Source organism: Anaerococcus sp. Marseille-Q5996 (assembly GCF_946893725.1).
GTDB classification, from domain to species: domain Bacteria; phylum Bacillota; class Clostridia; order Tissierellales; family Peptoniphilaceae; genus Anaerococcus; species Anaerococcus martiniensis.
Genome location: NZ_CAMPPE010000001.1, coordinates 383,699 through 407,155 on the forward strand (window position 1 = coordinate 383,699; position 23,457 = coordinate 407,155).

Consider the following 23,457-nt stretch of genomic DNA (forward strand, 5'->3'; position numbering starts at 1 on the left):
TAAGTCTAACTAGAATTATAAGAAATTATTTTATAAATATTAAATGACAGGAGTTTATTATGTTAAGGAAGAAAAAGTACAGCTTTATGGCTGGATTGCTAAGTATATTTATGGTCTTAGCTGCAATATTCTCGCCAGTATCACAAGCTGCAGAGACAGAAAAAACAGGCAATAGCCATCTTACAATTAAAATACCTAGAAATGGTAGAGATGCAGAAGAGTCAAGCGCTCCACGCGAGTTAAAGGTCTATAAAATAAGTGATAAGAACTTAACTAGCGATGAGCTTGTAGAAAAGCGTCTAAAATTTGATGCAATGACAATTGCAGAAATTGAAGATAATCTTAATCTAAAAGGCGAAACTTTAAAATCAACAGTAGTGGATGCTCATGATATTATCGAACTAAAAGGACTTACACCAGGTGCATATCTATTAAAAGAAACAGATGAATCAGCAGAAAGCCACGAATATAGGGTGACAAGTTCAACTACAAATATCCAAGAAGGCATTATTGATGTTCAAGAAGTAAATGTAAAAGTTGAACAAAATAAACCTTTGAAATTACACAAATATGGCCTAGTTTATGAAGAAAAATTAGATGATGACACAAATCGTACTCCACTTGAAGGTGTAGAATTTAAATTAATTAACAATGCAAGCGGAGAACCTGTAGCACTAACAAAAACAGGTGAAGGTACATATGCATACCAAGGTAGAGAGGGAGATGTAACATTAGTTACAAACAAAGAAGGTAACGTTATTATTGAAAATCTTCCTGTTGGTAATTACAAATTCACGGAAACAAAAGCCCTAGAAGGTTATGTAATTGATAATCCAGATACTGATTCTTTTGATTATACTAGGAAAGATGGCCATGAAGTATCTATGGATAATAAAAAAGGCGAGACTAAAAATGTACAAGTTGGCCTTCACAAAATAGATGAAGAAACAAAAGAAAGTCTTGCTGGAGTAGAATTTAGACTTTACCTAAAATCAGGCGATATACTAACACCAGTTGGAAAAGACGAAAATGGACAATACGATGTAGGCAAACAATACTCTGATGTTTTCAAAACTGATGAGGATGGAAAAATAGCAGTTGAAAAACTACCAGCACTAGCTGATTCAGATGAATATGTGTTTATCGAGGTAAAAGGTCTTGAAGGCTACCACCTAAATAAGGACAACTATTATCCAGTAAAAAATAATGAAGTTTTAACAGTAGAAAACTACAAAAACCCAACTCTAAATGAACTAAAACTTAACAAAGTAGACTCATTTACAAATGAACCAATTGATAAGGTAGGGTTTGAGCTTTATAGAGTAAGAGTGGTTGACAATGACGATAATACCAAAAAAATCACTGAAGAAAAAGTAGTACTTGCTGGAAGCAATGGTTCATACGAATTTAAAGAAAATATTGTTCAATCAGAAGAAGTTCACCAACTTTATACAGACGAAAAAGGACAAATAGTAGTAAAAAATCTACCAGATGGAGAATACTTCTTTAGAGAAAAAGAGCCACATAAGGATTACAATTTACCAGAAAATCGTGGCAAAGAGTCTGAAAGACTAAAACGTAAGAACATAACTTACACAATGAAAAATAGACCTATCAATCCACCAGGAGTAAATCCTCCAGGTTCAAATATAGGTAAGGGCTCATATAATTTTATAAAAGTAGATGACTCAAAAGAAGCAAAAAGACTTGCAGGTGCTACATTTGCCCTTTATAAAATAAATGATAAAGGTGAACAAATTCCTGTAGAGATAAATGGCAAAAAATATACAGTAAAATCTGGATCAAATGGTGAGTTTAAGGTAGAAAACCTACCTTATGGAAAATACGCCCTTAGAGAAACAGCCGCACCAAGCGGATATATTCCAGAAGTAAAACCAATTGTATTTGAAATTTCAAATAAATCTGCTACCAATGAAGCAATTATGATTGTAAACAAGCCAGATACTCCAAAACCACCAGTGGTAACACCACCAGGAAGCACTCCTCCAAGGTCAACCACACCACCAACAAGAACAACAGTCCCACCAACAAATACTCCAAGAACATACTACGTGCCAAAAGATACACCAGGTATACCAAGAGGCCCACTAGTAAAAACAGGAGACATCAGAATCCTAGTATTTATTGCAATCGGACTAGTAATGATACTATTTGGTAACCACATAGTAAGAAAAGAAGAAAAAACTCAAATAGCAAACGCTCCTTCAATATAAAAATATAATTTTAATTTCGCTCTAAATGTTTTGAGATGTTTAAGTTAAATTGATTTAAAGGAACTTTTAATGGATATCGCGAAGCGATTCCTTCCCTACTTGAGCGCACCCCGCGAAGGGGCCGTTTAGGGGTGAAGTTTGCGGGGTGGTTTGGAGGGTACTTTGGAGGGGGTATCGGAACCCCCTTAAAGTGGCCCTCCAATTTGCGAAGTGTTAAGTTTGTAGTCTAATTACAAATAATACCAAATTAAAATTAAATGCAGAATAATAGCGGAAAATTTATAATAAAAACCGCTCAAAGGTGCTTAGGCAAAAGCACCTTTTTTAATGAAATCGAGAGGCACTATGGCTTTTAAAAAGAAAAAACGAGCACAAGAAAAACCAATAGAGGATAAGTCAAATCCAAATAAAAAAACAAAAAAGAAAAAAAAGCCACAATCCAAGGCTTCTAAGTGGGCTTGGCGACTAATATTTTTACTTGGCATAGTCATAATGCTATACCCACTTATAAACAGACTTTATTATCGTATTGACTCTACAGAGCAGGTCGATACTTTCAAATCTGGAACAGAAGACCTATCTACAGAAGAAGTAAAAAGACGAATGGATTTGGCCCACGCTTATAACGAATCCTTGTCTGGGAAAATCGCTGATGACCCATATACTAGGGAAAAACAAGAAGAGGGCCGCAAAGAGTACGCCCGAATGCTGGAAGTAGCAGAGATGATTGGTCATATTGAAGTCCCACGTATCAACCAAGACTTACCAATTTATGCTGGTACAAGTGAGGATATCTTACAAAAAGGCGCAGGCCACTTGGAAGGTACTTCCTTACCTGTTGGAGGCAATAGCACCCACGCAGTTATAACAGCCCATTCAGGTTTACCAGAAGCAACTCTTTTTACAAATCTTAGAGAGCTAGAAATTGGGGACAAATTTTATGTTCACAATATCGAAGGGGTTATGGCCTACCAAGTAGACCAAGTCAAAGTTATCGAACCATCAAATTTTGATGACCTAGTCGTAGCACCAGGACACGATTATGTGACCTTGCTGACATGTACACCACTTATGATAAATACCCACAGGCTAATTGTAAGAGGACACAGGGTACCATATGTACCAGCAGTTGATGAGGAATTAATAAGGACTAATAAGGCAAATTGGATGTTTAGAATATTATTTTTCGTAGCTTTATTCTTGATTTTAGTACTAATTATAAGGCTAATAAAATTAAGAAAAGAAAATAAAGATTATTACAAACGCCTAGAAGAAATACGCAAAGAGCAAGAAAATCTTAAAAATATGTTTATGAATAGTTCTTCTAACAAAGGATATGGTTCTTACCAAGGTGGATCAGATATGTTTGAGCAAATGCGAAATACAGATGATTCTAATAAGACAAAGGGTGACATAGATGAATAAGGATAGGTTAAAGAAAAACTTACCCTTTGCCCTAATCTTTTTGCTTGGACTATTGATATTTGCTTATCCCCTTATCAGTCAAAAATATTATGAGATTGAATCTGGTAATGAGGTCGTAGAATTTAGAAAAGAAACAGAATCTATCGACAAAGAAGAAGTTAAAAGACGTATGGACCTAGCCCGTGCCTATAACGACACCCTAGATCCATCGCGTTTATCCGACCCATTTACTGAAGAAGAAAAAGCAGGACGTAAGGAATACGCCCGTATGCTAGAAGTAAATGAAATGCTAGGGCACGTTGAAATTCCAAGAATAGGACAAGACTTACCAATCTATGCTGGTACAACAGATGAGGTTTTGGAAAAAGGACTTGGCCACTTGGAAGGCACATCATTACCTATCGGTGGAACTAGCACCCATGCTGTTGTCACCGGCCATAGGGGACTTCCAAATGCCAAACTTTTCAGAAATCTAGACCAACTTGTAGAAGGGGATGTGTTTTATATCCATAATATAGAAGGCACTTTGGCCTATCAAGTAGATAAAATCCAAGTGGTTGATCCATCAGATTTCAATCCTGTTTTGGTAGAAGAGGGCAAGGACTATGCAACACTGCTAACCTGTACACCATATATGATTAATTCGCACAGGCTATTGGTAAGAGGTCACAGAATCCCCTACCAAGCAGCTATTGATGATGGGGTAGCAAATGTCAAAAGACTAGCCCCAGATTTCTTGCAATTATTTCTTATTCTCTTGCCAATTATTGCTCTTTTGCTAATAATTGTAATTAGAGAAAGCAGGAGAAGAAAAACACTAAGTACGGAGGTAAAAACTATTGAAGAATCGATTAAGACTTACAAAAAGTAGTACAATTGGATATTTGCTAATTCTTTTAGGCTTGCTTTTTGTAACAATACCACTAATTAGAAGAACTTATAATGATTACTCAGCCCTAGCCTCCAGAAAAAGATTCGAAGAATTGCAGACAAAAAGGTCAGCCGAAGAGGTAGCAACAGAGACTCAAAACGCAGAGGAATACAACGAAGTTGTAAAAAATTCTGATGTAACAGTTTCAGATCCATTCACTGCAGAAGACTATCAAACTAAATACGAAAAATTTACCAAAACAAACACACCATTTGCCTATCTTTCCATACCAAAATTAGACAAGCACTTACCACTATATCTTGATGCAAGCTTAGAGCACATTTCTCTAGGAGTTGCCCAAGTAGATGGAACATCAATCCCCATAGGTGGGGCAGGAACTAGATCAGTAATAGCTGGCCACAGGGGATGGTGGACAGATACTATGTTTTTATATGTAGACCAACTACAAGCAGGTGACTATGTTTATATAGAACGTGCAGAAGAAACTATGAGATATGTAGTCCATGACAAAGAAGTCATCGGACCCTACGATTGGGACAAATTAGCTCCACGAGGCGAAGAAGACATCATAACTCTTTTGACATGTAGTCCATTTATGCCACCAAGACCAAACAGGCTATTAATTAACTGCTATAGGGATGAAAGCGCTATTGCCGAAGAATTTAATATTCCAGACAAAGACTTGCCAGCAAGTCAAAATGAAGACGCAGATGGCAAGACAGATAATATGGTAAAAATAACTAGGATAGCAACCTTAATCTTTTCTATCCTCGGTACAATATTATTCATATTAACACTGATTAGATTTATTAGAAGACTAAAAGTAAATATTGCATATGCAAAATAAAAGAAACCTTGTACTATTGCAAGGTTCTTTTATTGCAAAAAATTTTTAAAATTCATGATGACAAGTGAAAATTTTATAGTATACTTATAAAATATTAGCCACAATTCATACTAAAATACTATGATAAATGTTTTCCTACAATAATCTTGAAATTCCAATATTTTTCTAATGTAAAATTTTAATAATAATTTCGAAATATGTTTGAAATGTGAACAAAAAAATGGTAAAGTAATTATGTTAGAAATAAAAGAAATTAAAATTTAAATTAATAATATTAATATATAAATGCTAAAAAATAAAGAAAGGGGGACTGTTAAGTTTGAAATATAAGTTAATGTCCGCAATTATGGCTTTTTCAATGCTAGTTTCATCAACTATTGCTCCACTTGCAGCAAGCAAATCATATGCAAGTGCAGAAATAGAAGAAAATCCAACTATCATGAATGAAAAAATCGATGAAGTAGGAAATGATGAAAAACCAAACGAAATAAGCGACACAAAACTTGATATTCCTGATAAAACTGAAGAAATTAATGAAAATTCTCCAGTAGAAACAAAAACGGAAAAAGAGAAATCAGGAATACAAGCTGAAGAAGAAACTAAAAAAGAAACAACAACAGAAGAAAATTTAGAAGAAGAAATAGAAGAAAAAGTAAAAATAGTCAAAAAATCTGTTGATGTGGATTTATACGAAGACAGTTCCTACTATACAATATCAAATGAAGACATCGACATCAAAATCACTGGACAAATGCCAGAAAATGGCACAATAAAAGCCTACGAAATCCAAAATGCAGTTACAGATATGGAAAAAGTAAATGTACTTGGATTTGGATTTGGAATATTTGATAAAGATGGCAATCTATATGATAAAAATCTTGCTGATGAGTACGAGATTGAAATAAGATCAGAAAAAATATCAGACTTAGATAAAATTTACATTTACGAAAAAAATAAGAATAATGTTAGATTTACAGAAACAAGGGATTTTTCAAAACTATCTGACAAAGTAAAAGTGGATAGCAGAGCAGATGAATTTGCTATTGCCAAAGATATTGAAAAAGAAGAAAAACAAACTCAGATAGAAAAAACAGGTGAAGAAGAAAAATCTCCATTCTTATCGACTGAAGATAAAAAAGAAGTTAATGAAAAAAACTTAGCCGAAAAAGAAATTGAAAAACCAAAAGACATGTTAGATAGCTTAACAAATTCGGCGATTGAAAAACAAGATACTGAAGCCAGCAATGAAAAAGCAGATGAAAAAACCTCATCAGACCTAGAACTAGTAGATTGGAAAAAAGACTTATTAGATACCTTTGCTGGTAATTTAGAAAATGAAAAACCAGTAGATGAAGAAAATAGTGAAGAAACATCTAATAATGAAGAAACTGTAAAAGAAGACAATCAATCAGAAAATCTTACCACTGACTTACAAGTAACTGATGAGAAAGAAGAAGGTTCAGAAGTTAAAACAGATGCTACTACAGAATCTAACAAAAATGAAGAATTAGATAAAGAAACTAGTAAAGGAAATATCGAAAAATCTGAAACTAACGAAGAGATAGAAGAAAAACTAACATATCAACAAGTTTTAGCAGAAATATACACAGATAGCTCTTATGGGCAAAAAGCAGATGATCAAACAAGGATAAAACTTTCAGGTAAGCTACCTGGATATACAAAAGTAAAAGCATATCCAGTAGAAATCACAATTGAGGGCAAGGAAGTCCTAGCTGCTTATGATATTACAATCTTTGATGAAAATGATGATGAATACAAAGTCACAGAAAAAAATGACATCCAAGTTCAAATCACAAATCAAAAGATAAAAGAAGCAGATGAAGTAGATGTATATCATAAAGAAAATAAATTTGCTCCAGAAGAAAAGATTAGTGTAGAAAACAAAAGCAAGGATACAGTAACTTTTAAGGCAGAAAGCTTCTCGATTTATGCCGTTACATCACCAGAGGCTCGCGCTATCACATTTGTATTTTTAAACAAAAATGAAAAAGGTGAAAGAGAAGTGTGGGATACCCAAACAATTAGAGATGGTGAAAAACTTATTGAACCAGAACTACCTATCTTTAGCTATAAGGGTAAGTTTGAAGGCTGGCATTATTATGATATAGAAACTGATACTTTAGGTGAGAAATTTGACTTTGATAAACCAGTTGCTGTAACAGAATCATCTCCTAAAATCATATACCTAAAGGGAAAGTATCCAGATGTTGCCTATATCAACTTTATAGATAGAAAAGAAGTTAAAAATAGTGATGGCAGTATAAGATATGTGAATGAAGTCCTATCCACAAAGGAAATACCACTAGGCAGTAAGGTTACAACAGAAGATGTACCAGTACTCCCAGGAGAAAGTGGAACTGTATTCTCACACTGGGCTACAAAGCCAGAAGGAAGCACAGCTTTTGATTTTAACACTCCAATCACAAAGGGCTATATCCAAAGTGTACAGGGCGCAGACAATTTCGTTAAACTTAACCTATATGCAGTATTTAAAAAAGCACTTACAGTCACCTTTGATTCCCAAGGTGGAACCCATGTAAATAATCAAGTGGTATATAGTGGAAACAAACTAAATTTAAATGATTTGACAAAACCAGTAAGGCCAGGCTATGACTTTAAATACTGGTCGACTTCACCAAATGGAAGGCAATTCAATGCAAACACCCCTATCACCAAAGACATGACCCTTTATGCCGTGTGGACTCCTAGGGTGGTTAAATACACTATCAACCATTTTATGGAAAACGCAGATGACAGTGGCTACTCCCTCTATAAATCGGAAACAAGAACTGCTAATGCAGGAACATACACAAATGCTGATTCAAGCACTTATAAGCTACCAGCTTCAACAATGAATAATGAAAAGATACACTATGTTCGAGCTGATGAACGAAAAATCATAAGAGGGGATGACTCCACAGAGATCAATCTCTACTATGATAGGGATAGATTCACATTTAGAATTTTTGAGTCATATGTTTTCTATGAGACTGACGTTGTAAAAGTAGACTTAAAATGGGGAGCAGATACCAAACCTTATTTCGAAGAAGCTCTAAGAAAGTTGCCTTCAGGTTACACTTTTAAGGAAAATGGTATTGCTGGTCAGACTGTTACTAGTCCTCCAAGGATGCCAAAAAATAACTACCAACTACTAGCCTGGCGTGAAGGTAAGAATGAATGGAATGTGAGAATCATAGATGTTGAGACCAATCAGCTAATAAGACTTGATGCAAAAACATCTCAATTAAGCTCATCACTTCAAGGTTATACTGGTGGAGAAATAATACCAGGCTATACCTACAAATATGTAGAAAGACCAGGAAATGACTTTGCTAGACCAAGCACAAGGCACGCAGATGGTAAAACGTCTGAACAAAATGAGGTATGGGTTTTCTATCAAAGAAATAGACATACGCTAACTTTTGCTACCAATGGTAATGGACCTGATATCGTAAGAGATAACATTCTCTATGATTCATCCTTGGCTAAATACGCCCCAGAAAATTATATAATTGGGCAAACAAAAAATGGTGAAGGCAAAATATTTGCTGGATGGTTTGATAATTCCAACGGTGCGGGCAATCCTGTAGACCTAAAAACTATGACCATGCCCGACAATGACTTAAAATTATACGCCAAATGGGAAGAGCCAATATATACAGTTAGAGCATATAAACAAAGAAACAACCCCGATGCAGGTGTTATTGAACTAAAAGTAAAAAGGGGAAATACGGTAGATAGGACTAAGCTTAGCGCTGACAAACCTCCCGTTGCCCAACAAACCCAAGGATCAGAGCTTAGGTGGTATGCATATATCAACGGAACACTGACAGAATACAACTTTAATGATCCTGTATATAGCGATTTATTTTTATATCCTGTTTGGCTAGCTCCAGTGGGGGATGAATTTAGACCTCTATCACAAATTTATAGAGTCAAGTACAAGGCTCCTCAAGAAGGCGGCACCGACTATATCTACACAGACCCAAACGACTATGTAAACAATGCTGAAGCCATAGTCATACCACCATATGTAAACAATGACTATAGGTTCCCACCTGATAAAGATAATCCAACTGGCAAACAACTATCAATGCCAAAAGATAAAGTTTTTGAAGGTTGGGTCATAGATAAAAATTCAGAATTTACTAGTGTCACAGATCCAAATATGCTTAATAAAATCTACCGACCAGGAGATATAGTAAATGTAATAGGTAATATTATGTTTAAGCCGGTATTTAACGAGTTTAGGGTTACAAAACTTACCCTTAAAGAAATCGCTCCAAATGGTAGTAAGTTAGATGATATAGTCTATGAATCTCGAAATAAACCATCAAATTTGCCAAGTGGTATAAATGATAATAGACCAACTGAAGATTTAAGAAATAATGACATCATAAAATTACCACAGCCAAGAGCTACAAATACAACTGGGTTTACATTTTTAGGCTGGTCCACAACTGAAGATCCAACTCAAGGTAGGATTTTTAAGCCTGACCAAGAAGTTATGATCACAGATGAAAACACGCCAAACATTCTCTATGGTATATGGGAAAGAGACAAATACAAAGTAACTATTAGAAATGATGTTATAGGCGATTACATCACAGATAATGATAAAAAATTCAAAGTTTCATATACCTTAGAAGGTAAAACTTATGAAAAGGTCTATACAATAGAAAATGGTGCATCAGTAGATGTTGAAATTCCTTATGGAAGCAATATAAGTATTGAGTCATTATCTGATCGATTGGTAAAATATAAGTATAAAGATTCTATTCATAATAGTAAAACCTTTAGTTTAGATTCTTTAGTTGGAGATATAGAAGTCATATTTGAAACTCAACCCATACCGCCACCTACAGGCATAATCGATAACATAGCCCCTATGGCTATAATGCTAGCCCTAGCTATTATGGCCTTTGCATATAGATTTTACAAAAAAGATAAAGTAGCAGGGGGGATTGATGAATGAATTAGAAAAAATAGAACAATATTTAGAAAATCTTAAGTTTAAAAAACAAACTTTAGGCGGAGTGTCTGAGGCAGATGTGTTGGCAAAAGTCCAGCAGCTCTCAGATCTCTATGCCGAGGCTTTTAAAAATCAACAGATTAAATATGAAACTCTACTAGATGACAAGAATAGAGAACTAAAAGCATTAAGAGAGAATAGCAATGAGTGAAAAAATAAAAGTAACTCATGCGGATAGTAAAACCTCGCTAGATCCTGTCGATTTTACAAATATTAATAAAATCATCAGACAAAAGCGAGTTAATGTCTCAAATAAAAATGCAATTAAAGGTTTTTTTAAGAAATTATTTCTTATTATCTTAGTATTATGGTTGTTGTTCACTTTCATTTTTGGATTTTTCGTAGTCTATAATGATGATATGTTTCCAAAAATGGTACCAAGTGACTTGTTGATGTACTATAGACTCGATAGAGACTTCTATGTGGGTGATGTAGTAGTGGTAGGTAAGAATGATGCAGACTATGCGCTACGAATAGTAGCAAGTGGTGGAGATGAAGTAGACATCTCTGATGAAGGACAGTTGATAATAAACGGATCATATCAGGCAGAAACAAATATTTTCTACCCAACAAGGGAATACGACGAAACAACAATTGATATCAAATTCCCAATGAAACTAAAAGAAAATGAAGTTTTCGCCTTAGGAGATATGAGAAAAGGTGCCAAAGACTCTAGATACTTTGGACCAGTTGAAAGAGATGAAATAAAGGGAAAAGTATTCGCCCTTTATAGAAGAAGTAAATTTTAATTGGAATTATCAATTACATGGAGAATTATCATCTGAGAATTTCGGTATATAACAAAGATTTTCAAAAAAAGATTTCTCCACTACGCTTCGCTCCGGTCGAAATGACAAACTAGTGAGCATGAGAAAGTTTTAAAGCATGTAAAAACGTATAATCCCACGCTGTCACCCTGAGCGCAGCGATAGCGGAGTAGAAGGGTCTCATAAATGAGATACCAATTAAGCTTAGGAAAAATAAAAATAGGAGAAAAAAATTAATGAATTTAAACAATATTTTCAAAAAAGTAACAGGTGTTGCATTAGCAGCAACATTATCATTTGGTGCATTTGCTGGGAATGCATTTGCAGCAGCAACAGATCCAATAAACGGAGAAAACAGCACAAAAGCGTCAACTGAAGCACCAACTCTTAAGAAAACTGTTACAGGTGGTAACTACTTTGGTGGTGGTACTTTTAACTTTACAGTTACACCAGATAAAGCTCCGGATGGCGCATATACAGGTTACACATCTAGACCAGCTGCTAACTTCTTATCACTTCAAAATTCAGGTGCATTAACATTACAACCTGGTGTTAAAGAGGGAGAACTTACAGTTAATATTGACCAAGCTGCTGTAAATAATGTACTGCCTGGTGTTTATAGATTTAACATAACAGAAAATGATACAACAATTGCTGGTATTACAAAAGATCCTAGTACAATGACTGTTGATGCATTTGTAACAACAACAAATGGTACTGATAGAAAAGTTGAATATTTCATAGTTTCTGAAAACGGTCAAAAAGCTAATTTGAATTTTGAGAACAAATTAGAAACTCAAGATATTACACTTACAAAAACAATCAGTGGTAACCAAGCCAACCTATCTGATCAGTTTACATTTAATATTGTAGTTAGTTCAGCTACAGACAAGACAGTATCTTATACAATAACAGATGCCTCTGGTACTGCAAAAACAGGCCAAGTAACCACAGGAAAAGGTATATCATCTACACAAATGACAAATGGTAGCACAATTAAAATTGAAGGTCTAGCTGCTGGAGATAAACTAGCGGTATCAGAAACTGATTCGAATAACTATGGCGGCTATGAAGCTACTGCAACTTACAATGGAGCCGATGTAATAAAAAATCATTCATTACCTGTAACTGATGCATCTTTTACTGTTGCAGCAGGTGGAGATACTATTCAATGGACAAACAGCAGAAAAGCTGAAATCCCAACAGGTCTTATAGAAAACATCGCACCATTTATACTAGCAATCGCAGCAGCAGGAATTGTATTCTTCGTATACTTCAATAGAGATAAAGAAGAAGAACTTGCTTAATAATTAGAAAAAATATCAAAAATTAAAATCCCGCCAGATTAAAAACGGCCCCTAGTCCCGGGAAGGGACTACCAAACAATTATTTTTTTATACCAAAACCCAAGGCTTGAGATTAATAAATCAATTCCAAAGAAAGGAGCAAGCAATTTGCAAACAGTAGCAAATATATCGCGCATTGGCGAGAAAATATTAGACCGTATGGTCGCAATAATCTTAATATTGGTCATGCTTTTTGCAGGATACTCCCTATGGAATTCATATATGCTTTTTAGGGGTGGATTTGCTGGAGATGATCTTTTAAAATATAAACCTCAAATTACCGAAGATGGCGAAAATCCTACTCTGTGGGACTTGATGAAGATAAATGAAGATGTAGTAGCTTGGGTTACTATCGATGATACAAATATAGACCATCCAGTAGTCCAGGGTGAAGATAATATGGAATATGTAAACAAAGATGTTTACAAAAAGTTCGCCTTAAGTGGTGCAATATTCCTAGATTATAGAAATAATAAGGAATTCAAAGATCCCTATTCACTTTTATATGGCCACCATATGGACCAGGGTGGGATGTTTGGGGATGTGGTTTTATTTGAAAAAAAAGATTATTTTGACAAACACAAAACTGGCACACTTTTCTTACCAAAAGAAACCTATCGCATAGAAATATTTATGGTTAGCAAAATAGATGCCTATGATAGTGTGATTTTTAATCCATCGTCAATTGCATCCATGGATAATAGGCAAGCTCTGATTGAACATGCTAGAAAAACAAAGCTGCATGAAAGAGACATTAATATTGGAAATGACAGAATAATTGCTTTATCAACCTGTGAGAAGGCAACTACAAATGGTAGAACTGTTGTCCTCGGTGTAATAAGACCTATGAATGGAGATAAATAATGAAATCATTAAAAAAATTAGAAAAATTAATATTAATGGCGATGATAATATTATTTCCATTTTCTATGGCAAAGGCAGCCGAAAAAATAAGTGTCCCTATATCTGTGGAGTGGAATTATGAAGGCCAAAAATGGGCAAATAGTCCCCACTTTGCAAATGTTATTATCCAAGCTCAAAACGGTGCACCAGAGCCAAGCGTAAGTTCATTTAACTATCCGGGTGATTATAAAATAGAATTTTACCAACCAAACTTTACAAAAGCTGGCAAATATGAATATCTAATTTATCAGACTAATCAGGATTTTAAAGAAGAAGGCAGGACAGTTACATTTGATAAATCAAATTACAGATTAATATTTTTTGTACAAAATGGACCAGATGGCTTGATAACAACAGCTTATGCTTACAATGAAAATAAATACGATGCAAATGATTTGAATGCAAATAAACAATCAAAAATCACTTTTGTAAATGATGATCCACATATTCATAAAAATAATGGAGAAATTGTATATCCTAGCGACCCATATCACCCATTTCATCCAAACAACCCATGGTATCCATATGATCCTAACAATCCAATAAATCCATACCTGCCAAGCCAACCAAATAGACCAACAGATCCTACAAATCCAGATAGGAATGAAGATAATACGCCGATTTATCCAACAGAACCAAGCGACTCAGACAAAGAAAATGACCCAATAAATCCATCAAAACCACCTGTTCCAGGCAGGTCAGATGATTATTGGCCAGAATATCCAAAACCAAGTAATCCGAAACAACCAGAACCTTGGCTGCCATGGCCATGGAGTCCGACTGATTCTGACAAAACAGAAAATCCAATCACACCAGCCAATCCGCCTAAAATAATTGAAGGCGAAAAACCATGGTGGTGGGATAAAATAACCGATGAAGACTTCGATCCTCAAAAGCCACCAATTGATCCAACAGACCCAGAAAATCCAACAAAAGCTGTTGATACTACAAGACCAACTGAGCCTTGGTGGTGGGAAATATTATATCCAGGAAAAACATTTGACCCAACAAATCCTGATAAAGCAGTAGAAAAGCCACCACAACAAAAACCATGGTGGTGGGACAATTTATTCCCAGAAATTCCTTACAATCCTGAAAATCCTAAAGTTCCAATAGAAGATGAAAAAAGACCAAATGAAGAAGATGATAAGGAGGATGTGGATAAGGCTAATAAAGACAAAAATGTAAGCCCACCTAATGGAAATGAAGATAATGACCAAAATGCAAAACCAGTTAAAGAGAAAAGAACTCCAAAAGCTGATAATCAAAATTCAGATGATAGTGAAGACGTCAATGCTTTTAGAAAAAATGGCAAAAACAGAAATGCAAGTGACCGTGTAAAAACTGGCATAGAAAGTATAGGAATGTGGTTAATTATTATGATTATGTCCGCTCTTGTACTTTATAAATTAGAAGATCAAAAAAGAAAAAAATCACATCAAGTTTAAAATTCAACTCTAGGGAGTAATCCTTAGAGTTTTTTTATACATTTGATAGCTTTTTCGACAAAGCTTGAAATATCAAGCTTTTAAAGTAATTTTGCTAACTAGAAATTTTGACAAAAGTTGCTAAATATTGTATAATTTACTCAACTATGATTAAGTAATAGACTTAAGTTTAAAGAAAATTAGGAGCTAGAAAATGAAAAACAAAAAATTATATGTAGGAACTCTTGCTCTAGCACTATCCATCGGGGCCATAGCTCCTCTGGGAAATAATGCGATTAGTTCTGTGGCATATGCTAGTCAAATTGGTGAGGAGAGTCAAAATAATAATGATTTACAAAGTCTAAAAGTTTTAGTTGATGAAGAAGATAATGTTCATAAGTCAGCAAGTTATAATAACTCTTCAAAAACTGAGAAAGCTAATTACGATAATGCGGTTAAAGCAGCTGCAAGTGCAAATGAGCAAACTACTGCTACTGAAATTCAAGAATATATTAAGAAAATCAACGATGCAAAAGCAAGTCTTGGAGCGAATTCTATTTCTACATACAAACAACGTGAAGGACTAAGCTCTACAATTGCTATTGCAGAAAAGTTATCAAATGTTATTGCAAATAATTCTAATGTATCAAAAGCTGATAAGGATAAATTAGCAAATGCAATTAATTCTGCAAAGTCTGACGAAAATAACTTAGAAATAGATGCAGATGAAATCAATTCGGCTAATAAAACATTAGCTCAAACTATCAATGATGTTATTAGCGATAACAATCTAGATGCTAACAATTCATCATTGTCAAATGAAGAAATTGAGAAAATAACTCCACCAAATAATGCAATATATGGTAAAACATTTAAAAAATTAGGAAATCTTATAAACGAAGTTAGAGATTTTTCTGAAACAACAGACTATTCAAAACTAAGTCCTCAAAATACAGTAGACTTAACAAATGCGTCAACAAGTGCTAAGGAAGTATTTGAAAATAAAAATTCTACTGAAGAACAACTAAATACAGCTTATAAAAAATTAAATGAGGCCTATAATGATGCACTTACAGTAGTAAATTCACAAAATACAAAAGCTAGCAGATTAATAGTATCTATTAAAAATGAAACAGCTAATAAACCTAGTAGCTATGATAAAGCAGGAAAAACTGCTCAATTAACATACGATATTGCAAAAGCTAGGGCTAATGAGTTGATTTCTAAAAATAGTACAAATGAAGATGAGTTAGAAAAAGCATTAAACAACCTAAACCTAGCAAAACTAGCCCTAGCTCCAGTTGAAACAAAAACAATTGATCAAAATCCTAGTCAAAAAACACCAAAAGAAAATCTTAATGATTTAATAAATAATGCTGATGATTATAGGGCAAAAGACCCTTACAAATCAGCAAGTGATGCTGCTAAAAAAGCTTATGATGATGCAATAACAACTGCAAAAAATATTTACAATAACAGTAAATCTACAGATGCTCAATACAATGCAGCTATTCAAACCATAAAAGAAGCTGAAAATAAGTTAGCAAATCCAGTAAATGAAGACCAAAAAATATATGAGCTAGCAAAAAATATATTGCACGGTTTTGTAAATAACAAGGACCAAGTTACAAAAAATTCAGTATATACAAATGCAGACTCTGATAAAAAAATAGCATACGACAACGCTATTGCAGATGCCAACAAGCTTTTAGTAAAAATTGCCAATGGCGAATCTGTTAGCCTTGACCAGCTACATGAAAACATAATAAAAGTTGGCAATGCATTAACAGACTTGGGCTATAAAGAAGAATTAAAATACCCATCTACATTAAAAGAATTAATAGACGAAGCACCTTCATTTAGACAATCTTATGCATATTATTTAAAAAATAATAGTGAAAAAGATGCTGACAAAGCACTAATCAAAACTTATGAGGATTTGATAAAGTTAGTAAGCGACACTTTAGAAACTCTAAGTAAAGATGCGGGTCTATCGCAACAATATGTAGATAGAATTAATGAAATCAAAAGACAGATTGCAGGTCAATCTAGCAATTCTGCTCAAGAAGAAAGTAAGAAAATCTTAAAAGAATTGATTGATTTAGCTACAAAAGTACAAGCACATCCAGATTATGTAACTGTATCAGATACTCAAAGCAAAAATTTAAATGAGGCAATTATAGCTGCGAGAAGAGCACTAAGTAATGATAATGCATCAGATATTGCAGCTGCTAGGACTTATCTAACAAATCAATTAAACCAAAGCGAAATAAAGCCAATAGTTGAGAAAATAAAAAATAAAAATGAATCTGAAGATTTAAAAGAAAAATCACCAAGACAAAATATTGAAGATTTTATCAAAGGTGACAAAAGCTTAAGAGATTCTTTAAATTATAAAAAGGCACAAAAAACACTTAGGGATGCCTACGATAAAGCTATCGAAGAAGGTAAAGAAATTCTTAAAAAAGAAGACGCAAGTGAAGAAGAATTAACAGCTGTTGCAAATAAAATTATGGAAGCTATAAATGCTCTCGATGGAAATAAATTTGCAGCCAGAGTTGATCAACTTAAAGAAAATTATAAAAATAAAGGCGGTCAAATTACAGACGCAAATAAGAAAGCAGCTGTGGAAGCAAAATTAAAGGCATTAGAAGATGAAAATGCAACTATGGATGAATTGATAGCTGCAGAAACTGAACTTACAAATGCCTTAAAATTAAATGGAACCAGCACTCCAATTGCAACAACCACCACAACAACACAAGTTCCAACTACAACTACGACACCAGTTACAACAACTAGACAAGTTCCTGCAACAATTAATCCAGGATCTATTGTAAGAACGGGTATAAAGTCTTTAATAGGGGTTGCAGCACTATTAGTAGTGGCCCTTGGAGCCTTTGCTCTAACTAGCAAAAATAAAGATAAGAATGAAAAAACAAAAAGGAGAAAAGACAATGAAATTAAATAAAACACTAGCATCAGCACTATTATTATCAGTAGTATTAACAGGATGCGACAACATGGTAAAAAATGAAAACAATGATGCAAATGCACCAGTTGTAGAAGAAAACACTGCTGAAAACGCAAACGAAGCTCAAAACACAGATGATAATGCACAAGCACCAGCTGAAACAACAGAAAATACAGCTGAAAATGAAAATGCAGAAGAAAACAATGCAGGAGAAGAAGCTACAGAAAATGCTGAGCAAGCAAATACTGAAGAAGATTCAGATGAAGCTAACAATGAATCTGCTTCAACTTCTACAGAAGGCATGACAACAGAACAAAAAGTAGAAGCTTTAGAACAAGCAATTTTTGATAACAGATCAAGTGCACGTGCAGTAGAAATCTTATTTGAACTTTCACCAGAAACTGCAAATGCTCACGCTGACCAACTAAACGAATTATTAGACAATTCAAACTCACTTTTAGAAAGAGCTCAATCAGCTCTAGACCAACTAAAAGCACAATAATCAAAAGACCCTTTGGGGTCTTTTTTACTTGGATTTTAAAAATGCTTCATTAGGGTATAATTAAAGCAAGCAATAATTCTAAAAACTTAAGGAGTTATATATGACAAATAAAATTTTAAAAGCAAGTGCAGCCCTTGCAATAGGTACACTTTTACTAGTACCAAGTACAAAAGAAGTTTATGCTGCTAGCACAGATACAGCTGTCAGCACAGAACTTTCAACAGCTGAAAAAGAATTTAAAGAGGCATTGGATAAGGTAAATACAAAAATTGTAGAATATGAATCATATCTATTAGGTTATGAATTTTTAAATTCAGACGAAAAATTTCAAATGCAATATACCTATGCTCTAAATGGTCTTCAAGCTACATATGAAGAATTAAAAAATACCAAAACTGATAATGCTAGTTTTTATAGACTCTATATCAAAAAACTGAATAACGGAGTACAAATAGTTGAAAATGCTAAGGAAAATCTAAATGGTAGGGAAGTTGACAAAACAGAAATTATCAAGTTAACAACCGAACAATCACAATTTAGGGCAAGCGATGCATACAAAAATGCACCAAAAGAATTAAAAGATAAATATGATTCAGCGGTAGACTATGCTTGGAAAACTCTAGGAGAAAATGGACTTAACCTAACAAACCTACAAAATGAACTAGCTATAAGTGCATTAGAGGAAGCAAAAAAAGAAATAATCACAAATGATCAAAGAACAAAGGCACTAGCAAGCCTTAGAGAAGAAATTGCAAAAATAAATGCAATTAATAATGACAAAAATCTTTATACAGAAAGCTCATATAATAATTATAATAACGCAGCAATCCTTGCAAAATCCACAATAGAAAACCCAAATTCTACATTAGATGAAATCAAATCAGCGAAAGACCTAGTAGAAACTGCAAGAAATAATCTTGTAAAAAGACAAACTGCAAGCGATATAAGCAGAGAAGAACAAATTAAAAGATTAGAAGAAGCTATCAAGGAAAACAATGAAACAAGAAGGGCAGCTGAACTAGTTAAAGAATTATCTCCAAATATTGCAGCAAAAAATATTGATTACCTAAATAAATTAATCAATAATTCTAAAAATATTGTAAGTCGATCAACAAAAGTTTTAAACCAACTAAAGGGAATTAGAGGATAAAACTAATCTCTAAGGAGCTAATATGAATTTTAAGAAAAACATTTTAAAAACATTTTTAATAGCAAATATTGCTTTTTTAGGACTTGGTGGACAAAATGCTTATGCAGCAGAAGCAAATGAAGTCCCAAATGTAGCAGAAAATGCACAAACCTTAACTAGAGACCAAAACTTTACTAACCAAGCCAAACAATTGCAATTGGCAGTTGATGATGTTGTAAATGTAGTAAACTCAAATGCTTATTACAATTATGCTAGCCAAGAAGTAAAGGCAGAGTACGAAGCTGCGATTGCTGAAGCTAAATCTGTACTGGCTAGACTAGATACTGCAAGTTATGAAGAACTAAGAAATGCAATGAATAGAATAAATGTTGCAAAAAACAATGTCAAAACTGAAGTTAACCAAAAAGTAAAAAACCAAAGCAAAAAAAGCAAATTAAATGAAGCTATAAAAAGAAACCAAACTACACTAGCTGCAGCTAGACAACTTAAACAATTAATGCCAAACTATGCCAAAAAATTTGAAAGACAATTAAATGGCCTGATGGCCCAATCAGAAGCTCTAATTGCTAGAGCAAATAAAATGTTAGCAAGCTTATAAAATAATCCCCTACAAGCAAGTCTTGTAGGGATTTTTTTGTCCATAGACCTTTAAAATGTGTAAAAAAAATGTATATTATATAGTGATACAATTTTAAATTAGAGAGGGTTTGCATTTTGAAAAAAAATTTTTTGGGTTTATCTTTGGGCATTATTTTGGCCATAAATCCTATTTTAAATACAAATTTTACGCCAAATATTGCCTATGCAGCAATTGATCAGGCAAAACTGGATAGACTTGACACCAGTGTTTTGGAACGAGAAATCAAGGCTGCAAAATATCTCATAGATAATATGCCAAATATTATCAGTGGAGATAGAAAAAAACGCCTAGAAGATTTGATAAAAAATAGCGAAAATTTAATTGTTAGGATAAATAATTACAAGGCAAGTCTAGCAGTAAATGACAATCTAAATATCAGAGTAAAAAATATTATTAGAGAAAATTTAGATAAGAGAAATACTAGTTTTACTGTAAGTATAAATGCTTACACAACAAATCAACAAATTCAATCTTGGTTTTTGGAAACAGCAAAAGAAGATTGGTATTTTTTCTATAGTATGTATGGCAAAACAAATGTAAAAACCAAGTACGACCCTAAAAAAACCAAGGGAGACAAGATTTACATAGATTCTGCGACTTTTACAGTAAGCTATAGGGAAGACCCAATGATTGATGATCAGATAGAATCATTTGCCAATCAATGGGTAAATCAAAATATAGGTGCTAGTGATAGCGACTATGAAAAAACAAAAAAAATCCATGATTTTATCGTAAAGAAAAATCAATATAATAGAGGCGATAGCTATGATAAAAGCGGTGGATTTTCAATCTATCACCCATCTTCAATTCTTTATGGAAATGGTGGGGTGTGCAATGCTTATGCAACACTTTTTGATAAACTAGCCACAAAATCAGGTCTGGATGTAAGATATGCTACCGGACATTCCAAAAAAAATGGTGAGCCTCACATTTGGAATATGGTAAAGATTGATGGAACTTGGTACAATATTGATGCGACATGGGATGATCCTACCATTACTTTCAATGAAGGTTATGTTCAAAATTTGGGAGATTTTGTAATCTATGATTATTTCCTAAAAAGTGATACAGATATTCAAAAATCTAGAACAATAGATGACAATCCAGACAGGCCAAAAAGCTATTCTACATTAAATACTGGTTTGACTAATACTACAATCCAAAAGATTGATGGAGAATATAGGGTTGTAAATTAAGAAAAATAGACCTTTTTTGGTCTTTTTTTTTGGTCATTAATAAGTTTTTTATAATAAAAAAGAGTAGCTTGCTAACTACTCTTTCTTAATATTCTTTCTTTTCAAAAATGCATTTTTTATATCATCAAATTCATCTACTTTTAAAACATAAATAATTCCAACATATATGATTGCAGAAAAAGCTATAGTTACTAGTAACCAAAGATTTGACGGTCTTAGCTGGTAGAAATATTTTGCAAATACTCCAAGTGCTGCTCCTGCTATTAAGATTTTGCCTATATTTTTAATGATGTATTTATTTTCAAGACTTCCATAGGTTTTTTTGTACATTACAAAAGCCATAAGTACTGATGACAATTGGCTAATTGTTGTGGCCATTGCTAATCCTACTAGGCCATATCTCATTGATAGGGCATAGTCGAGGAAAATATTTATCCCTAGTTGGATAAAGGAAATAACTGTTGGAATTTTTGTATTTTGATTTGAAAAAAATGACAAATACAGCAAATCAACTATGGCTGGCCCCAGTAAATACAAGGTATAGGTAAATAGGACTTGGCTGGTTGCTATCATATCATTGTAGGTAAATTCGCCACGGTAATAAACAAATGAAATTATTGGCTCAGATAAAACCATCATCCCAATTATAGATGGGATAAATAATATCATTATTTTTACCAAGGTCTTGCTTGTTAAGTTTTTCATTCCCTTTATGTCATTATCAGCAACTAATTTTCCTATTATTGGATAAGCTGTGATTTGAAATGGCACAATAAATGTTGAGCTTACAATTCTTAGGATTTTTAAGGCGTAATTTATAATTGACACCCCACCATCAGTTGCAACTAGAGAAGCAAATGATTGGTCGACAATGGTTGAAATATAAACTGCAGCCATGGAAAATGTTGTAGGTAGGGATAGGATTATAATTTTTTTGACATTTTCATCAAAAGAAAATTTTATTTTGCTACGCTTAAAACCAGTTTTTTGTATAGCCCTTGGAAATATTATAAATTGTAGAAAATACGCCCAAAATATTCCAATAGTCATTATCCATACATTGCCATTTGAAATTGCAACTGTAATTGCAAGAATTGTATTTAATATTATTAGAGGCAAGGCAGGAGTCAAGAAATCTCCTTTTATTTGCAAGTATGCAGAAAAAATAGCTGCATAGATATTTGGATAAATGGTTAAAATTATGGCACGCATAAAACTTGATGCAATTTTTAATTTTTCTCCGCTATATCCTGCTGCAAATAGTTTTACGATGGCTGGTGCAAAAGCAAAGCCCAGTATCATAATCGCAGTGGTCAAAAATAGGGAGAAGTTTAAAAGATTATTTGTAAATTTGTCTCCCGACTCTTCTCCGCCCTTTTTTAAAACTTCATTGTAGGTTGGTATGTAAGTTTTGCTTAGGGCATAGGTGATTACAGAAAAAATTAAAGTAGCAGCGGTTGTCGATGTGTTAAAGGCATCTGTGATTGGCCCGGTTCCATAAAAGAAAGAAAAAATCATCTCACGAATAAATGAGAAGATTTTTCCTACTAAATTTAATATTATAAGTATTAGTGTATTGTTCATGATTTTTTGTTGGCATAACCCAATAGGAAATTGTCAATTGATTCAATTTCTAGGGTTATTAGCTCGTCTATTTTTATTTCAAATTGATCAAATACTTGGGCATTTGCCTTATTTATTGCATCTATAATTACGACTTCATCATTGAAATCTCTAACGAAACCTGTTGATACATCATAGTAATTAAAACTTGTTGCAAGAGTTATGATTTTGTTGTGGTCTTTGGCATATTTTATCAAATCCCTAAAGTCAGGTTTTGATTGGTAGATTGCATTGTCGCTATCTCCAATGGAAATATTGCCCCAAAATCCCATGTATTTTTCAATTTTTTTAAGGTATTCTGTATTTCTTTCGATTCCATCTATAGTTGATTTATCAAACAATAGATATCCATCAAATTTGCCTTGGTCATCTACCAAGTGGGTAAATAATCTCTCTGTGTTTTGGTAAATGATGTATCCAACAGCAAAGGAATCTTCGTCTGATGAATAAATTTCTACTAAATCTTTCATTTATTCTC

17 protein-coding genes are annotated in these 23,457 nt (G+C 33.6%); 15 read left to right on the forward strand and 2 right to left on the reverse strand.

Annotation, left to right across the window (positions count from 1 at the left end; translation table 11 throughout):
• Window positions 1-59: 59 nt before the first annotated feature.
• From OC526_RS01825 to OC526_RS01895, 15 genes are all read left to right on the forward strand, one after another.
• Window positions 60-2,234 carry a collagen binding domain-containing protein gene (locus OC526_RS01825; RefSeq protein WP_262121737.1) on the forward strand — a complete coding sequence of 725 codons (2,175 nt, stop codon included), beginning with the start codon at window positions 60-62 and terminating at the stop codon, window positions 2,232-2,234.
• A 345-nt stretch (window positions 2,235-2,579) separates the two neighbouring features.
• A complete protein-coding gene (locus OC526_RS01830) occupies window positions 2,580-3,659 on the forward strand; it encodes a class C sortase (protein ID WP_262121738.1) in 1,080 nt (359 codons plus the stop codon).
• Window positions 3,652-4,530: a class C sortase gene (locus OC526_RS01835; protein WP_262121740.1), complete on the forward strand. Its 879-nt coding sequence runs from the start codon at window positions 3,652-3,654 to the stop codon at window positions 4,528-4,530. The genes OC526_RS01830 and OC526_RS01835 overlap by 8 nt, the downstream gene beginning before the upstream one ends.
• Window positions 4,499-5,398, forward strand: a complete 900-nt coding sequence (locus OC526_RS01840) for a class C sortase (RefSeq protein ID WP_262121742.1) — start codon at window positions 4,499-4,501, stop codon at window positions 5,396-5,398. Before OC526_RS01835 ends, OC526_RS01840 begins: the two co-directional genes overlap by 32 nt.
• Window positions 5,399-5,717: 319 nt before the next feature.
• Window positions 5,718-10,394: an InlB B-repeat-containing protein gene (locus tag OC526_RS01845; RefSeq protein ID WP_262121745.1), complete on the forward strand. Its 4,677-nt coding sequence runs from the start codon at window positions 5,718-5,720 to the stop codon at window positions 10,392-10,394.
• Window positions 10,387-10,602, forward strand: a complete 216-nt coding sequence (locus OC526_RS01850; protein WP_262121746.1) for a hypothetical protein — start codon at window positions 10,387-10,389, stop codon at window positions 10,600-10,602. The genes OC526_RS01845 and OC526_RS01850 overlap by 8 nt, the downstream gene beginning before the upstream one ends.
• A complete protein-coding gene (gene lepB, locus OC526_RS01855) occupies window positions 10,595-11,200 on the forward strand; it encodes a signal peptidase I (protein WP_262121748.1) in 606 nt (201 codons plus the stop codon). Before OC526_RS01850 ends, lepB begins: the two co-directional genes overlap by 8 nt.
• A gap of 254 nt (window positions 11,201-11,454) precedes the next feature.
• Entirely contained in the window at window positions 11,455-12,525 is a 1,071-nt protein-coding gene (locus OC526_RS01860) for a Spy0128 family protein (RefSeq protein WP_262121749.1), read from the forward strand.
• Window positions 12,526-12,672: 147 nt separating this feature from the next.
• A complete protein-coding gene (gene srtB, locus OC526_RS01865; RefSeq protein WP_262121751.1) occupies window positions 12,673-13,428 on the forward strand; it encodes a class B sortase in 756 nt (251 codons plus the stop codon).
• A complete protein-coding gene (locus tag OC526_RS01870) occupies window positions 13,428-14,915 on the forward strand; it encodes a hypothetical protein (RefSeq protein ID WP_262121752.1) in 1,488 nt (495 codons plus the stop codon). The genes srtB and OC526_RS01870 overlap by 1 nt, the downstream gene beginning before the upstream one ends.
• Before the next feature lie 193 nt (window positions 14,916-15,108).
• Window positions 15,109-17,865 (forward strand): hypothetical protein, encoded by a 2,757-nt coding sequence (locus tag OC526_RS01875; protein WP_262121753.1) that lies wholly within the window; start codon window positions 15,109-15,111, stop codon window positions 17,863-17,865.
• Window positions 17,852-18,370, forward strand: coding sequence for a hypothetical protein (locus tag OC526_RS01880; RefSeq protein WP_262121755.1), 519 nt, complete (start codon window positions 17,852-17,854; stop codon window positions 18,368-18,370). The genes OC526_RS01875 and OC526_RS01880 overlap by 14 nt, the downstream gene beginning before the upstream one ends.
• 100 nt (window positions 18,371-18,470) lie before the next feature.
• Window positions 18,471-19,520: a hypothetical protein gene (locus OC526_RS01885; RefSeq protein WP_262121756.1), complete on the forward strand. Its 1,050-nt coding sequence runs from the start codon at window positions 18,471-18,473 to the stop codon at window positions 19,518-19,520.
• A gap of 22 nt (window positions 19,521-19,542) precedes the next feature.
• Entirely contained in the window at window positions 19,543-20,118 is a 576-nt protein-coding gene (locus OC526_RS01890; RefSeq protein ID WP_262121758.1) for a hypothetical protein, read from the forward strand.
• Between the two features lie 116 nt (window positions 20,119-20,234).
• Window positions 20,235-21,356 (forward strand): transglutaminase domain-containing protein, encoded by a 1,122-nt coding sequence (locus OC526_RS01895; RefSeq protein ID WP_262121759.1) that lies wholly within the window; start codon window positions 20,235-20,237, stop codon window positions 21,354-21,356.
• Between the two features lie 75 nt (window positions 21,357-21,431).
• On the opposite strand, the gene murJ is transcribed toward OC526_RS01895, so the two are convergent.
• Both murJ and OC526_RS01905 read right to left on the reverse strand, forming a co-directional pair.
• Entirely contained in the window at window positions 21,432-22,940 is a 1,509-nt protein-coding gene (gene murJ, locus OC526_RS01900; RefSeq protein WP_262121761.1) for a murein biosynthesis integral membrane protein MurJ, read from the reverse strand.
• Window positions 22,937-23,449 carry a hypothetical protein gene (locus OC526_RS01905; protein WP_262121764.1) on the reverse strand — a complete coding sequence of 171 codons (513 nt, stop codon included), beginning with the start codon at window positions 23,447-23,449 and terminating at the stop codon, window positions 22,937-22,939. The genes murJ and OC526_RS01905 overlap by 4 nt, the downstream gene beginning before the upstream one ends.
• Window positions 23,450-23,457: the final 8 nt, after the last annotated feature.

Excerpts from the sequence above, each read along its gene's own strand:
- OC526_RS01890 (WP_262121758.1), top strand. The coding sequence starts at position 19,543 with ATGAATTTTAAGAAAAACATTTTAAAAACATTTTTAATAGCAAATATT.
- OC526_RS01825 (WP_262121737.1), top strand. The coding sequence starts at position 60 with ATGTTAAGGAAGAAAAAGTACAGCTTTATGGCTGGATTGCTAAGTATA.
- OC526_RS01860 (WP_262121749.1), top strand. The coding sequence starts at position 11,455 with ATGAATTTAAACAATATTTTCAAAAAAGTAACAGGTGTTGCATTAGCA.
- OC526_RS01850 (WP_262121746.1), top strand. The coding sequence starts at position 10,387 with ATGAATGAATTAGAAAAAATAGAACAATATTTAGAAAATCTTAAGTTT.
- OC526_RS01905 (WP_262121764.1), bottom strand. The coding sequence starts at position 23,449 with ATGAAAGATTTAGTAGAAATTTATTCATCAGACGAAGATTCCTTTGCT.
- OC526_RS01835 (WP_262121740.1), top strand. The coding sequence starts at position 3,652 with ATGAATAAGGATAGGTTAAAGAAAAACTTACCCTTTGCCCTAATCTTT.
- OC526_RS01885 (WP_262121756.1), top strand. The coding sequence starts at position 18,471 with ATGACAAATAAAATTTTAAAAGCAAGTGCAGCCCTTGCAATAGGTACA.
- OC526_RS01830 (WP_262121738.1), top strand. The coding sequence starts at position 2,580 with ATGGCTTTTAAAAAGAAAAAACGAGCACAAGAAAAACCAATAGAGGAT.
- OC526_RS01880 (WP_262121755.1), top strand. The coding sequence starts at position 17,852 with ATGAAATTAAATAAAACACTAGCATCAGCACTATTATTATCAGTAGTA.
- murJ (WP_262121761.1), bottom strand. The coding sequence starts at position 22,940 with ATGAACAATACACTAATACTTATAATATTAAATTTAGTAGGAAAAATC.
- OC526_RS01870 (WP_262121752.1), top strand. The coding sequence starts at position 13,428 with ATGAAATCATTAAAAAAATTAGAAAAATTAATATTAATGGCGATGATA.
- lepB (WP_262121748.1), top strand. The coding sequence starts at position 10,595 with ATGAGTGAAAAAATAAAAGTAACTCATGCGGATAGTAAAACCTCGCTA.
- OC526_RS01875 (WP_262121753.1), top strand. The coding sequence starts at position 15,109 with ATGAAAAACAAAAAATTATATGTAGGAACTCTTGCTCTAGCACTATCC.